Annotated in this window: 13 protein-coding genes; 8 read left to right on the plus strand and 5 right to left on the minus strand. The window is 58.1% G+C overall.

Features of this window, described 5'->3' with window-relative positions; translation table 11 throughout:
• Positions 1-1390: 1390 nt before the first annotated feature.
• Both P1X16_RS28675 and P1X16_RS28680 read left to right on the plus strand, forming a co-directional pair.
• A complete protein-coding gene (locus P1X16_RS28675) occupies positions 1391-2224 on the plus strand; it encodes an alpha/beta hydrolase (RefSeq protein WP_277236213.1) in 834 nt (277 codons plus the stop codon).
• Between the two features lie 438 nt (positions 2225-2662).
• Positions 2663-3502 carry an alpha/beta hydrolase gene (locus P1X16_RS28680; RefSeq protein WP_277236215.1) on the plus strand — a complete coding sequence of 280 codons (840 nt, stop codon included), beginning with the start codon at positions 2663-2665 and terminating at the stop codon, positions 3500-3502.
• 361 nt (positions 3503-3863) lie between these two features.
• Here the strand turns inward: P1X16_RS28680 and P1X16_RS28685 are convergent, their stop codons facing one another.
• Entirely contained in the window at positions 3864-4541 is a 678-nt protein-coding gene (locus P1X16_RS28685) for an LEA type 2 family protein (protein WP_277236217.1), read from the minus strand.
• Between the two features lie 157 nt (positions 4542-4698).
• Here P1X16_RS28685 and P1X16_RS28690 point away from each other — a divergent pair, with 157 nt between their 5' ends.
• From P1X16_RS28690 to P1X16_RS28705, 4 genes are all read left to right on the plus strand, one after another.
• On the plus strand, positions 4699-4917 hold the full coding sequence (locus tag P1X16_RS28690; RefSeq protein WP_277236218.1) for a CsbD family protein: 219 nt from the start codon (positions 4699-4701) through the stop codon (positions 4915-4917).
• 192 nt (positions 4918-5109) lie between these two features.
• The gene (locus P1X16_RS28695) at positions 5110-7548 is read left to right on the plus strand and encodes a PAS domain-containing sensor histidine kinase (protein WP_277236220.1); all 2439 of its coding nucleotides are present in this window, start codon (positions 5110-5112) and stop codon (positions 7546-7548) included.
• Between the two features lie 52 nt (positions 7549-7600).
• Complete coding sequence (locus tag P1X16_RS28700) at positions 7601-8044, plus strand: response regulator (protein WP_277236222.1); 444 nt, start codon at positions 7601-7603, stop codon at positions 8042-8044.
• A 73-nt stretch (positions 8045-8117) separates the two neighbouring features.
• Positions 8118-8357 (plus strand): hypothetical protein, encoded by a 240-nt coding sequence (locus P1X16_RS28705; RefSeq protein WP_277236224.1) that lies wholly within the window; start codon positions 8118-8120, stop codon positions 8355-8357.
• A gap of 108 nt (positions 8358-8465) precedes the next feature.
• Here P1X16_RS28705 and P1X16_RS28710 read toward each other — a convergent pair whose 3' ends face one another.
• Positions 8466-8885, minus strand: a complete 420-nt coding sequence (locus tag P1X16_RS28710; protein ID WP_277236226.1) for a hypothetical protein — start codon at positions 8883-8885, stop codon at positions 8466-8468.
• Between the two features lie 40 nt (positions 8886-8925).
• Positions 8926-10071 (minus strand): transaldolase, encoded by a 1146-nt coding sequence (gene tal, locus P1X16_RS28715; protein WP_277236227.1) that lies wholly within the window; start codon positions 10069-10071, stop codon positions 8926-8928.
• Between the two features lie 185 nt (positions 10072-10256).
• On the opposite strand from tal, the gene P1X16_RS28720 reads away from it, so the two are divergent.
• Positions 10257-11183, plus strand: coding sequence for a bestrophin family ion channel (locus tag P1X16_RS28720; RefSeq protein WP_277236229.1), 927 nt, complete (start codon positions 10257-10259; stop codon positions 11181-11183).
• A gap of 96 nt (positions 11184-11279) precedes the next feature.
• On the opposite strand, the gene P1X16_RS28725 is transcribed toward P1X16_RS28720, so the two are convergent.
• Together P1X16_RS28725 and P1X16_RS28730 are read right to left on the minus strand one after the other, a co-directional pair.
• Positions 11280-12074, minus strand: a complete 795-nt coding sequence (locus P1X16_RS28725; protein ID WP_277236231.1) for a PA2169 family four-helix-bundle protein — start codon at positions 12072-12074, stop codon at positions 11280-11282.
• Between the two features lie 438 nt (positions 12075-12512).
• A complete protein-coding gene (locus P1X16_RS28730; protein ID WP_277236233.1) occupies positions 12513-13409 on the minus strand; it encodes a DUF6565 domain-containing protein in 897 nt (298 codons plus the stop codon).
• A gap of 568 nt (positions 13410-13977) precedes the next feature.
• Between P1X16_RS28730 and P1X16_RS28735 the strand changes: the two genes are divergently transcribed.
• Positions 13978-14598 (plus strand): sigma-70 family RNA polymerase sigma factor, encoded by a 621-nt coding sequence (locus P1X16_RS28735; RefSeq protein WP_277236235.1) that lies wholly within the window; start codon positions 13978-13980, stop codon positions 14596-14598.
• Positions 14599-14823: the final 225 nt, after the last annotated feature.

The raw sequence follows: 14823 nt of genomic DNA on the forward strand, positions 1-14823 counted from the left end.
GTTGCGCCCCGTGCCGACAGGCTTTTACCTTTATACAGTTTATTATCCCAACTTTGAAATTAACAACTCCAGAGCTGGTATCCCATAATTGGGCACCTACTGCTAGCTAGGATGGGTGCAGCTACCGGATACGCGCTACGCTCCCAAAAGTATTGTCCTGCACCGAGACGAGGTGTGGCTCGTAGTAGCCCTTAAATGGAGCTAACTGCGGGGTAGCTGCCACGCAAACCTGTGTAATCCAAAGTCGCAGGGTTCGCCTACTTATTTGCTCTCCTAGTATCCTTTAAAGCCGCTTGAAATTAGTTTACAACACATTAGTTTTTATATTAACTAAGGCCGCCCGCTGCCATACAATGCCCGCTCTGGCTCTGCGGTACAGACGCTAACGCAACGAGTGCAAAATAGAGTGTAATAGGAATTGGCAACTTCTTGCATCATAGTGGAAGCAACTGCGCACGGCCAGTCGCTTTAAGGGCTTTATATAACTCCTGCGAGAAATTCAGCTAGTGAACGCAGTAGCTATGCTAGCTGGACTTCCGTTACGGGTGACCGCCCGTGGGCGATAAGGGCGCGGACAGCACATAAGGCACCAGACACGCGGCGGTGGCATGGGCCTTAACCCGTTCAGGTTCGCGGCATTCTTGTTCGAGCCACCGCTCGGCGTAAAATGAACCGAGGGTGTAGAGCTCTACACTATAATTCTTGTGCCAGCGCTGGGCAAGATACTGACCATGCCGATGGACATAGTGTTTCTGGTGAGTTGCAGCCAAAAACTTGAAGTCCGCGTATCCAAGCAACATAACAGTGAATTAAGGAGTGAGGAAGCGACCAACTAGTAGCGAAGACTTCCCGAAAAAACCTCGAGTTGGTAACTAGAGAGGCTGGAGGAAGGGATATTACGCTTGCCAAGACTATAAACTACGTCTACTAGGGCAGTACAAGCAATCTTGGCTGATAAGTAGGTGGGATTAAAAACTGGTTTGCACAGGGCTACGTCAATTGTTGACCCAGGCATTTTTATCGTGGTGCCCGGCTGATCCATCGCTCAAAAACCTTGGTTGAACTGGTGCGGTATTTAACAGTTAATAATTGGAGTATACCTGCCGCAAGCTTGCGGAGCGTTACTGAATGCAATATATTTTCTCGCATTCAGTAACGCTAAGTGACCAGTTTCAAGGCGTTTTCTGACTATATTTAAACAAATATATTTTAATTATATTTATCACCTTTTATCAAGTGAAAAGCGGGTACTGCTTTATGAGGGCGGACGACAATCCTCTAACTCTTGCACGTTGTCGACTTATTAATACTGCTGATTTTATCCTATTGATCTTTAATGACTGATTTCTCCGTTTGCACTCTGGCGGCCGCCCGTCCTCCTTTTTTTCCTATGGTCCCTAGCGACGACCGGCAGCACCTGGACTTAGCGCACCCGATCCTGCAGCGCAACAAAGTGCGGGTAATTGGCCACGGTAAGCCGCCAATGCTCTTCTGCCACGGCTTTGGCTGCGACCAGCACATCTGGCGCTACCTGACGCCCGCGCTGGCCGCCCGCTATCAACTTGTGCTCTTCGACCACGTGGGGGCAGGCGAGTCGGATGCTCGCGCTTATGACCCGCAGAAATACAGTACCCTGGCGGGCTATGCCCATGATGTGGTACAGATCTGTCAGGTGCTGGGACTGCAGCAAGTTACTGTCGTAGGCCATTCGGTAGGGGCTATGATTGCCCTGCTGGCGGCAATTAGCGCCCCCGAGCACTTCGCCAAGGCGGTGATGCTGGCCCCCTCGCCCTGCTACCTGAATGCGCCAAACTATCATGGCGGTCTGAATCTCGAGGATGCGCACCAATTGCTGGCCCTTATGGAGCAGGATTACGACGGTTGGGCCCACCTGTTCGCGGGCCTGCTGCTGGGGCCCGCCAATCCGGCTGCCATGTGCGAAGAGCTGGCCGGGTATTTCTGCCGGACGGATTCAACCATGGCCAAACAGTTTGCGCGGGTGGCTTTTTTGTCGGATAACCGGCCCGAAGTCGCGCGGATGCCGGTTCCCACCTTGCTGCTGCAATGCTCCCGGGATGCGGTAGCACCTGCCGAAGTAGGCGCGTATCTGCTGGCGCACCTGCCCGAGGCAACGCTGATTACGCTCCAGGCCACCGGCCATTGCCCGCACTTGAGTGCCCCGTTAGAGACGCTCGCGGCCATGGACCCGTTTCTGGCGGCCTGACCTGGTTTGTCAGCTGGCGTGGTCCGCATAGCTCTTAGTCGGCAGCTTGTTTCCTGCGTGAGTTCCTGAGGTGTTAGAGCCCCTGACATTGTAGTATTGCCGTCCCCCAAAATCTTATCGCAGGTCCGTCTAGCGTGGCGCTTTGCAATACTGCTCGGGGTGGCTTGCCAAGTCCAACAGTGCCGTGAGTGTGCTAGGCGCAACCCCACAAATCAACTCCTCAGGCCGAGATAGCCGCTTAACCCAAAGTAGGTAATGCCGACCTTTCAGCCAGTAAGCTCTTCTACCATGCACTTGGCAATGGCAGAAAAGCTTCTAAAAGCTTAAACCTAGGGTAGGACAATAAGTCTATCTTTTATTAGCCTATTAGTTTGTATGCGTATGCTTCGTTATTGCGTTATCCTGCTTGTTTTGTTTGGTGGTTCCTGTCAACAACGCGTGCCTGAGCACCTCCAGGAAGCGGAGGGCATGGGGTTGTATATTAAGCGAACCATCCCGTACAAATATGTCCCGAATACGCCCGCCAACTTGGTTAGCCTGGACTTGTATAGCTATGCCCCCCTTGCTTCCCTCAAACCAGTCGTCCTCTACGTCCATGGCGGCGGCTGGGCGACGGGCGACAAAGCCAATAAACTAGCCAACAAACTCGCGCTTTTCCAGTCGCTGGACTATCTGTTTGTGAGTGTCAATTACCGCTTAAGTCCTACCCCAGCCGCGTTAACGGATGGAAACCGGATCAAATATCCCGTCCATAGCACGGATGTGGCCGATGCAGTTAAATGGGTGGCGGACAGCATCGGACGCTATGGGGGCGATCCAGCCAAAATAGTCCTCCTGGGCCATAGCGCGGGGGCCCACCTAGTCGCGCTGACGGGAACCAGCCCCCTTTTTTTGCCGGCCCGCCACCTCCCGCTAACCTTTCTTCGAGGCATTGCCGCCATCGATACGGAAGGCTATGACGTGCTAACGCAAAGCAGCGAAGAACTCTATCAAAATGCGTTTGGAACCGATCCAGCGCAGCAGCGGGAGGCCTCGCCCGTGTACAATGTAACGAGTGCCGCCCGGTATCCCCGGTTCTTCGTCGCGACGAGAGGATCCGCCGCCCGAGTAGCCCTGGCCGATGCGTTCGTCAAGCAATTACAAGCCGCGGGCGTACCGGTAAGCCAAGTACGAGGCAGCCAGTATGATCACGAAGGCATCAACAACGCGATTGGCGACCCGCAGGATACGGTCATTACGCCCGCGTTGACGGCCTTTCTGGCCGCCGCGTTTCAATGAACGTGCGTAGAAGGGCACTGGGAAGGGGCCAAGCGAACCATCGGGGGCACTAGTGTTCCGGGTGGCAAAAACCAGAGTTAGTATCGGGATCTGGCGCTGGGACACGCGGGTTCAGTCCGCACGCGAGTAGACGACCTTATGACGGCGACCAAGGGTTCCGCCCCGGCTGTCGAGACGCCGGTGGCCGGCGTCGTAATGGTCAAAGACCCGGCAACTTTCGAGCAGGTTCATTTGTAGCCGGGCGGGAGCTTTCACACCCGTTACCGGCCAGTAAGCCGACAAGGTCTCGTCAGCGTACCAGCCCCCTGCGGAATGCGCAGTCCTGATGGCCCCGCCACGTGCGCCGGCAAAGAAGACCTTCCTAAGGTCGGCGCTTGGTGGAATCCCGATTTCGATCTACCGCGTTGAGCACATCGGTCGCGGTGAATTCTTTGTCGACGTTTACGTAGCCGGCGGGCGCGATGCGGCGGCCGCTACTGGTAATAAACGTGGGCCGGATACGCATGGTCAGGCGCAGGGGCTGCCGGTCCCGGTCCGCCAAACCCAACGCTAGGTTGGCCAGCGCCTCGCCCGACTGTTCGCCCATGGCCTCGCGCAGGTTGCTTTCCAGCGTCACCGGGGTAATCGCCACGCCGCCGTTAGGAGCCACTTCAATGCGCTCAGTGGTGCGGCCCGTCGCGACCTGCTTGCCATCGAGCAGGGCAATGTAGTCCAGCTCGTTGAGAGCCGCCATTTCGCTGTTAGGGTTGCGGATTTCCAGGTTAACGCGCATGCGCAGGGGCAGGTTGCCGCTGGCGTAGGCCACCGCCAGGCGGGCGCGGTCCCCGGTGCTCAAGTCGCCGGGCTGGCGGATCTGCGTCACGTCGATGCCGGCGACGGTAGCCTGCTCCACGGAGGAGAGCCGAAATTCGGCGTTCTTAAAGGCTTTAGCTTGCTGCACCTGCTCGCTGATGCCACACTGGCTCAAACCCAGTACAAGGAGGAAGCCGGCCGCGACCCGGGCGAGGCGGGAAGGGTGGGGAAGTAAGTACTGGGGCATACGTTGTGGGGTGAAAGGAAAGTATAGGTACGGGCCTGCTTACTTACCTAAGCGGTAATTTGTTGTCAGTGTTTGGCTTGACGGCGGGGGCAACCCCCGGCCAAGCCGCACCGTAAGCGGCAACAGATTTCTTTCTCATCCTCTAATTTCCCATTCCATGGACGCTAACAACAACGGCATCGACGACGCTACCGAATTCCGCAGCCGCGGCAACTGGAACGAAGTAAAGGGCAAAGCCAAGCAGCAGTGGGGCAATCTCACCGACGACGACCTGGACTACGCTGAAGGCAAGCAGGACGAGTGGCTGGGCACGCTTCAGCGCAAAACCGGCCAGACCATAGACGACATCAAGAACTGGTTCCACCGCACGTTCTAGCGCTAGCCCAGGCTGGCCAATAATGCAAATGTATAAATAAAAGCCCCACCTGCTGCCGTAAGGCCGGATGGGGCTTTTCCTATAAGGCGCGAAGCCCTGTTTTCGCCCTGGCTTCCCGCGCGAATTTTCTCCCATCAGCTACTTTGCCGGAATAGCACCCGGTTGCTTCGTCCTCGCTCTACCGGTTTGCCTATGCCTCCCGTGTCGGTTTTGCCTCCCGCCCACCTGTTCCCACCCGACGAGCTGCTAACGACCCTGCTCGTCTTGTCGGTGGCCGGCGTGGCGCTTTGCCTGCCGGTGCACGACGCGGCGGGGGCAGTGGTGGACTTCACCTTTGCTTACCTCAACCCGGCCGCCCAGCAGCAACTGGGGCTACCCGCGCAGCCAACCGTGACGTACGGGCAGCGGTTTCCGCAGAGTGTAATAAGTGGGGCTTTGGCTTTGTACCGCGCCGCTGAACTTCCGGATGGGCCCACGCAGCCTGCTAGCTGCTACGAGGCTGACGGCCCCAACCAGCCTTACCGGGTGACGGTCCAGCGGGTAGGGGCGGGGTTGCTGCTGCGCTTCGCCGCCGAGCCGGAACCGCTTATGGACGACAACTTACGCGCAGCCCAGGCCCGGGAACGGGCTGCCCGCGAAGAAGCCGAGCTGCAAAGAACGCGGCTGGCGCGCTTTTTTGAGCAGGCACCGGCCGCTATATGCGTCCTAAGCGGGCCGCAGCTGGTATTTGAGCTGGTAAATCCCGCCTACGAGCGGCTCTTTCCCGGCCGGCAGCTGCTGGGATTACCCGTGCTCGAAGCCTTGCCCGAGTTGGTAAGCCAACCAATTCCAGCCATCCTGCGTCAGGTCTACGAAACGGGCGTTACCTACGAAGGCCGCGAAGTGTTGATGCAATTCACCCACTCTCCCGGCGGCGAGCTAGAAGATGTGTACTTCAATTTCATCTACCAGGCCCGCCTAGATGAGCACGGCCGTATAGATGGACTGCTGGTGTGTGCCTATCCCGTCACGGAGCAAGTGCTGGGCCGGCGGCGGACCGCGGCGCTGCAGGCCGAGGCACTGGTCGCCACGCGGCACCGGGTGCAGGAGCGGGAAGTGTTCTACCAGGTATTCGAGCAGACGCCGGCCCTGATTGCCTTGCTGCGGGAGCCGGACCACCGGATGGAGTACCATAACACGGCCTATCAGCAGCTGTTTCCCGGCCGCGCGATGCGGGGGCGCACCATTGCCGAAACGCAGCCCGATGCCGTGGCGCAGGGCTTCGTGGCGCTGCTCGACCAGGTGTACCGGACCGGAGAAACCTATTATGGTATCGAAATGCCACTAACGGTAGAGCAACCCGACGGCCAGCCGCCGCGAACCACGTATTTCGACTTCACCTACCAGCCGTTCCGGGAGAAGGGTGACATTGTCGGCATCTCGGTTTTTGCCTTTGACGTGACCGAGCAGGTGCGGGCCCGCCAGCAGCGCGAGGGGCAGCGGCAGCAGTTGCACCGCCTGTTTATGGCCGCGCCGGCTGCCATCTGCATTCTCGGCGGCCCCGACCTGGTGTTCGAACTGGTGAATCCCGGCTACCAGGAGCTGTTTCCGGGCCGGGCGCTGCTGGGCCAGCATCTTCTGGCGGCGCTGCCCGAAATTCGGGGTCACGCCGTGTACCACACCTTCCGGCGGGTGTACGAGACGGGGGTTATGCAGCAGGAGCTGGGGAGGCTGATTCCCCTGGCGGCTCCCGCGGACGGAGCTTTAGAAAACCGCTACTTCAACTACATCCAGCAGGCCCGCTACGACGCAGACGGCCACATCGACGGGGTATTGGTCTTTGCCTTTGAAGTCACCCCGGAAGTGCGGGCCCGCCAGCAGGTGCAGGAGCTCAACCAGAAACTGACCGCCATTAACACCACCCTGCACGTTACCAACCAGGAGTTGGGCACCACCAACCAGCAGCTTACGCGCACCAACGCCGACCTGGATACCTTCATCTACACGGCCAGCCACGACCTGAAAGCGCCCATCACCAACATTGAGGGCCTGCTCGATACGTTGCGGGCGGAACTGCCGGCCAGTGGCCGCACCAGCGAAGTGGACTATATCCTGGCGCTGATGCACGACTCGGTGGACCGTTTCAAAAACACCATCGAGCAGCTCACCGACGTGGCCCGGCTGCAACAGGAGCACGACTCCCCCCGGAGCGCCGTGCTGCTGGCCCAGGTGCTGGAGGACGTGCGCCTAGACCTGGCCCCGCTGCTAACCGCTGCCGGGGGCCGGCTGCACGTGGACGTGGCGGCCTGCCCCACCGTCACCTTCTCGGAGAAGCACCTGCGCTCGGTGGTCTATAACCTGCTCAGCAATGCCCTCAAGTACCGCCACCCCGACCGGCTGCCCGATGTGCGGGTGAACTGCCAGGTCGAGGAAGGTTATTCGGTGCTGCGCGTACAGGACAATGGCCTGGGCCTGAGCAAACACGCCACTACCCGGCTGTTCAGTTTATTTCAGCGCTTTCATACCCACGTGGAAGGCAGCGGCGTGGGGCTATACATGATTAAAAAAATGGTGGAAAATGCCGGCGGGCATATCCGCGTGGAAAGCACGGAAGACGTGGGCTCCACTTTTTTCGTCTACCTGCTGCGGTAGCTGCGTATAGCTGTCCAGTTTCCCGCTGCTGGGGACCTTCTTGTAACCCTGCATGGAAAAACTCTCCTGTGTATTACTAGTCGACGATGACCCGACCACCAACTACCTCAACCGCAAGCTGCTGGAACGACTGGCCGTAACCGAGCAGGTGCTGGTGGCCCACCACGGCCAGGAGGCGTTGGCGCTGCTGGCCGCGCACTGCCAGCCCCCCCACCTGACTGGGTGCCCGACCCTGATCTTGCTGGACGTGAACATGCCGGTGATGAACGGCTACGAGTTTCTGGCCGCCTACCAGCAGCTACCCGCCGCGCAGCGCCAGGCCAGCGTGATTGTGATGTTGACCACCTCGCTCCACCCCGCCGACGTCCAACGGGTAGAGCTGTACGGCATCACCACGTTCTTGAGCAAGCCGCTGGCGACGGCGATAATCAACGCCGTATTGAAGGCCCACTTCGGGCGCGAGCTGCCGGGCAGCCAGGAAGGCGCGCTTGGGTAAAACCTGGGCAGGATGGGTTACCTTTTCACGGCAATCCGTATAAAAGACTACTCACCCCTAACTCTTTTTTAGCATGAAAAAATTATTGTTTTTGGCGCTGGCCGCCGCCTCGTTCTCGTTCGCTTCGTGCGACAGTCCCAAGGAAAACGCGCAAGAAGATGCCGCTGACCGGGTAGAAGCCGCGGGCGAAGCCAAGGAAGATCAGTTGGAAGCCGCCGGGGCCAGTGACGCGGCCGGCGACCAAGCGGAAGAGGCCGGCGAGATGAAGGCCGACTCGATGCGCGCTGATGCCGACGCCAAAGACCCCCAATAGGTTGCCGGGCCCAGCGGGCGGGCGCCCGGAAAACCGCAGCGCCTAGCCGACCCTGACCCAAAGAAAAGCCCCCTAAACGTGTTTAGGGGGCTTTTCTTTGGGTCAATTTTAGTCAGATGCCCGGCCTGCGTCGGGGGCCGGGGCCCCGGGCGCGGCCGCGCCAAACTCCTGGTCGGTCATCCGGGTTTCGTTGCCGAGCACGTCGCTCCCTTCCTTTTCCAGGCCGGGACCCTGGGCTGTTACGTCGGATCGCTCCCGGGAAGTAGCGCCCTGAGGCGTGGTTTCGCTGCCGCCGATGTGCAGGTTTTCCAGCTGATCCTTTTGGTCAGAGCGCTGGGTGTAGCCGTTGGGGGCCATGTTGCGCTGGGCCGTGGGGTCGTTGGCCGCCTTGCCGTTGCTCTGGTCCTGCTTGTATTCTTTTTCCCGCTCCAACTGCTCGTTGACAGGAAAGCCTTTCTCGGTGATGTCACCGTTTTCGTTGTCCTCGGCGTTTACTTCGTCTTTGCCGAATAAATTGTTTAACGTCATGGCGGGTAAAGTGTAAGGGTGAAGGGCCGCAAGCGTAGCGTTAGGCCAGCTGCTGATTGGAACTAAGAGCCTGCTGGCGCTTTTTCTCCACCGAGTCCAGCAGCTTGGTGAACGGCTCAATGAACTTCTGCACGCCGTCGGCTTCGAGTTGGCCGGTCAGCACCTCCAGGTCTAGTCCCAACTCCGGCAGGCGGCGCAGCACCTCCCGGGCGTGGTCGAGGCCTTCTTCCAATTGGGCCGTGGCGGGAATGGCGCTTTGCTTGAACAGGTCCATGGTGTCTACCGGCACGGTATTCACCGTTTTCGGGCCGACCAGATTGGTGATGTACTTCAGGTTGTCATACTTCGGGTTCTTGTTGCCGGTACTGGCCCACAGCAGCCGCTGCGTATTGGCGCCTTTCGCCTGCAGAACGTTCCAGCGCGGCCCGGCGAAGATGTCCTTGTAGAGCTGATACGCCTGCTTGGCGCAGGCCACGGCTACTTCCCCCGTCAGCGAGGCAGCCAACTCGCCGCGCGGGCCGCCCTCGGCGGCTAGCTTATCTAGCTGCGGGTCGATGAGCACGTCGATGCGACTCAGAAAAAAGCTGGCCACCGAGTTTACGTCTTCCACCGGCTGCCCGGCCTGCACCCGGTCCTCGAGGCCCGCCAGGAAAGCTTCCGTAACGGCGCGGTAACGCTCCAGGCCGAAAATCAGGGTCACGTTGATGTTGATGCCTTCGCTGATTAGCTGGCGAATGGCGGGCAGGCCTTCGAGCGTGGCCGGCACTTTAATCATCACGTTGGGCCGGTCCACGGCCTGCCACAGCTGCCGGCCCTCGGCGATGGTGCCGGCCGTATCGTGGGCTAGCGCGGGAGACACTTCCAGGCTCACGTAGCCGTCGCTGGAATTGTCGTGGCTGTCGTAGAGGGGCCGGAACAAGTCACAGGCCTGCTGCACGTCGGCCACGGCCAGCCCCACGTAAATTTCCTCGGCCGACTTGCCTTGCCGAGCTTGTTCGCGGATGGTATCGTCGTAGTCGGCGCTGCCGCCGATGGCCTTCTCGAAGATAGCGGGGTTGGAGGTGACGCCTCGCAGCGCATCTTCGTCGATGCGGCGCTTCAACTCACCGTTGGTGAGCACCTGCCGGCTAATAAAATCGAGCCATAGGCTCTGGTCGAGGTGGCGTATTTCAAGTAGTGGATTCATAGCGAAAAAGACAGTGGTGAATCAGCAGCAAAACCTGCCCAGGCTGGCTAGGCTGGTTCCGCATACGTAAACCCGCTGGTTTATGCCATCTTTTTACGGCCCGTGCCAGCCCGTTTTAGTGCTTTTCTCCCTTTGTTCACCAACGCAACGGGCTACGGGCCGTTGAAGCCGGTAAACTCAACGCCATGATTATTTACAAACCCGGGGATTGGTGGAAAGCGCTCTGGCATTTTCACACCACCAAAGTGCTATGGGTGCTGCTTGGGCGCGTGGCCCTGGTGGGCGTCTACGTAGCGGCCGTTACGGTGGCGCAACTACAGTATTTCCGTTTCGTTTTCGAGGTGGAGCGGGAATTCTTTTCGTTTCTGGGCATTCTGCTCAGCTTGCTGCTCGTCTTCCGCACGAACACGGCCTACGACCGCTACTACGAAGGACGTCGGCAGTGGGGGCAATTGATTGGGGCTTGCCGCAACCTGGCTGCCATCCTGGGCGGCGCCTTGCCCGCCGCCGCCGCTGCGCACCGGATATTCTATGCCCGGATGCTCTCCAATTTCGCGCTGGCGCTAGAAGGGCACCTGCGCGAGAACGTGCAGTACGAGCAGCTGGAAGAAGTGGCCGGCGTAGCCCCCGAAGGTCTCCGCGTGGCCGATCACCTGCCCACCAAGCTGGCGACGCTGCTGCAAGCCAGCTACGAGCAGCTGCACCAAGCCGGCGAACTGCAGGCCGTGCACTTGCTGCAGTTACAGCCCTACCACGGGACGCTGCTGGAAACCGCCGGGGCCTGTGAGCGGATCCGCGCCACCCCGATTCCGTTCTCCTATAGCTTCTTTATCAAGGGCTTCATCACCATTTTTCTGCTGATTATGCCCTTCGTGCTACTCGATACCTACCGGTATTTCACCGTTCCCATCGTCATGATTGGGGCGTACGCGCTGCTGGGCCTGGAGTTAATCGGCGAAGAAATTGAAAATCCCTTCGGGCTGGAAAGCAACGATTTACCGCTGACGCAGTTAGCCAACCGGATTCGCGTCAGCGTGCACGAAGCCTTGGGCGTGGCCCTGCCGGTCCACAAGAAAGCGCTGGCCGACCTGCCCTATACCATTGTCCACTGAAGAACCCTTCCGAGGCTGGTGGCCCGCCTAATAAAGCCAAGGCCCTTTCACAACCTGCGAAAGGGCCTTGGCATACTTATTTGTCGGAAGACTAAGCTACGAGTGGCTCGCCTGTTGGTGCTCCAGCTCTTGTAGTGTTTTCTGGGCCTGGGCGTACTGCCGGACCACGGCTTGGTGCGAAGCGCTCAGCGTATGGTCGTCGAGGGCGTCTTTATAGGCAGCAATGGCCCATTTCTCGCCGTGAATATTAGCAGCTAGAATAGCCTGCTCGTCCTGGCCGGTAACGATGGCCGTGGCTTCCATCAGGCGGCGATAGAGCTTGCCCTTGAGCGTGGTGCCCGTTTCCCGCTCGCCGCCTAAGCGGCTCAGGTGGCCGTTCAACTCCTGCGCAAACCGCTCGCTCTGTCCGACCAATTGCCGGTAGTAGCCCTGCCGCTGCGCGTCCTGGCTCTCGGCGGCGGCCTTTTTGTAGCCTTCCACCCGGTCATTAACGAAGAGCAGCAGTTCGTGCAGCGTTTTAACTTCTTTCTTGGCTTTCTTGTCGTGCAGTTTCTGCGACTGAGTTTTTTTGCCCTGGCGCTTCTTGCCGCTTGTTAGGTAGCGCACTCCGGCCACAAGCAAAACGCCCCCAAGCACTTTCTGGGTGGTCGTGAGCTTGCTGAAGCTGGCGGCGGCTTTGGTGCCCGCGTCTTTTACGGACTGCGGTAACTGCTCGACTAGCCCGTCGAGGCTTTTTTCGGAAAGCATTTCTTTGGCCTGGTCCACCAGCGGCTTCAGTTGGTCGAGCGGGGAGGAATCGGTAGTGGCGGGCTGGGGCGGCAGGGAGTTGTAGGGCTCCATGGTGGGCTGCTGCGCAGCGCCGGTAGGCTTAGAGGACGATGGTTGATTCATAGCGGGGTGAGATTAAATGGTACGTGGAGCAGCTTACGAGAGGAAAGGGAATGAGTTGGCTATTGCAGCAAGTTGTTGTTCTTCCCGGCTAGTAGCGGCGGGGCAACCGGGGACGCTACGCTCGAGCCTGACAACCAAGGACTAGTGGAAAAGGCTTGGGTACTAACTAACCCTTTGCCTTTTTCAGCTTGTCGGTCCGTGACGTATACGGAGATAAAAATATATCACTGCTGGCTGCAACCCCCGCTTGCGTGCCGACCGAAAGGTTGCGACAGGCAGTGAAAACAAGTTCAGTAACAGAACCAGAGATGTAGGGCAAATGAAAAGCTGCCCGTACGCTGGAAATAGCCTGCCAACCAGTCGTAGCTTGGAAAGCAACAAAAAAGACCGGCTCCTTACCGTAGGAACCGGTCTTTGCACTATTAAAATGAAATATGCCTATTCCGTTTTGTTGTCCTTGCCATCGAATACGCCCTTGACGGCCCCGCCCACTTTCTTGCCCACTTTTACGGCCCCTTTGCCAATATCCTTGCCGGTTTCCTTAGCGTCCTTAGCCACCCCAACGGCGTCGGAGCCCACATTCTTAGCGGTCTGCCCGACCCGTACGCCGCCGCCCTTGGCTTTGGCGTCGTCCATATCGCCTGATACCACGTCGCCGGCCTGGGAGACGCGGGACTCGGTTTTGTCGAAGGACTTGAAGGCCGCGTATTTCAGCTTTTCCTTGGCAATTTCCGCTTTGTCCTTGCCACTCACGTCATCTTTGATCTGGTCGTACTTTTTGTCCATGGCCCGCCAGTCGGCATTGACGGCCCGCCAGTCACCAATCTCGTAGTTGTCCTCGTTGGCTTTCACTTTTTGGATAAACGCTTCGTAGGTGCTGCGGGCGTTCGCGGCCGTCATGGCGGCGGCCGGGCTGCTGGCTTTGTAGAGCTTGGCCGGGGCCTCACTCGCGCGAACTGGCGCCACAGCCGTTTCCGCTGCCGCTATGGGCCTAGCCAGCGTGTCCGTACTGGCAGTAGCCGTTGCCGCCATGCTGGCACTCTGTACTTGGTTATAACGCTCCTCCAACCGGCGAATTTCCGCTTGCCGCGTTGTATCGTATTCCGCAGCATATTGCTGGACAGCGGTCAAGCGCGTAGCGAACGTATCGGGCAGGGCCGCGGCAGGGTTGGTTTCCACCTCGCTCACGTACGATTCCAACTTGTCATAGGCCTGCTGGCCTTGCTGCGAAACTTCCTTTTTCTCGTTGGTCGAGCAGCTAGTGAGAGCAATGGTGCTCCCACCCGTCAATAAGGCAGTGACGAGCAGGTACGTGGGGAGGCGATGGGTACGCATAAGCTTGAGCTAGAGGGAGAGAAGCGAACAGTTAAACAACTGCTTGACCTGTAACGCAGTGGTCTAGAAAAAGTTGGTGACTAAGTAGGGTATAAAGTTTTAGCCCCTTAGTACAATTCAATAACTGTTACCGATAAGTTACCGTACTACCTACTCTTGCGTTCTCACTCCGCTACCGTAATCGTTGGGTTACCGCCACTACGTTAGCTAGTATCCAGTGATTTTCTGCTGCTAATACCTATGCCCGTGCGGTTGCGTGTCTTTTGTGATGTTGGGCGAGAGGTAGTGCTAATAACTACCCTTACGGCGGTTGACATGGGGCTGACTACGAGTTGGCAGTGGGAAATCCCTTCTCTGCTTTTAGCTGCCCAGCCACTAACCGCTACGGCAAGCTGGTTGGCGACGCACTACCGGGCTCACCACGCCCTAACGGCCCCTCACGTAGGGAGAGCTCAACTAGTTACCGCTTTTGCCCGTGCCTTGCAGCAAGGAACCGAAGTTGAGTAAGGGTTGCTGCCCGCACTTTCATTTTATTTCTCTTAGAGTTGCAAACCCTACCGCTGGTGCTATGGAAGTTGAAGTAGAAGAAGTTGAAAAGGTGCTGTCCGTTCGGGCCCAGCAGGACGTGCACCTAATTCAAGCCGCGTTACAAGGCAACAAGCAGGCCTACGAAGACTTGTGGGTGAGCTACCACAAATCAGTTTACCACTTGGTTCTCAAGATGGTTCGCAACCCCGAAGACGCCGAAGATCTTACCAGTGAAGCCTTCACGAAAGCTTTCCGTCACCTAGCTCGTTACCGACCGGATTTTGCCTTCAGCACGTGGCTGTTCCGGATTGCGACGAACGGCTGCATTGATGCGCTCCGACGGAAGAAACTCAAAACCCTATCGTTTAACGCGCCGCTCTCCGTGGGAGAAGGAGAGAGCGTGCTCTTCGATGCGCCAGATCAACAACCCAATCCCCAGGAAGCCTACATCCGGCAGCAACGCATTGACCTGATGCAGGAAGTAGTCACCTTATTACCGCCTAAGTACGCACATCTGGTACGGCTGCGTTATTTTCAGGAATTAAGCTACGACGAAATAGCGTTGGAATTGCAGGCCCCGTTGGGTACGATAAAAGCCCAGCTTTTTCGCGCCCGCGAATTAATGCTAGACCTAGTTAAAGATAGCAAGACGGCCATTTAAGCGAAACTGTGTGATTAGAACTTACTTAATAGGGAAGATCGTTGCGAATGGCAAGAAGACACTTTGAGGTGGTCGGGTAAACCATGACAGAATAAGGCCTTCTCTTTCCCTTATCAGAAAAGATAGTATCCAACCTGCTACCCGACGGAGCAATGACGCGGCTTTCCGCGCGGAAGCGTTGCGCTTGACCAATGAAAGCCGCTCTACATAAGCCGCTGCTTGCCC

It is taken from the genome of Hymenobacter sp. YC55 (assembly GCF_029433095.1).
Lineage (GTDB): Bacteria > Bacteroidota > Bacteroidia > Cytophagales > Hymenobacteraceae > Hymenobacter.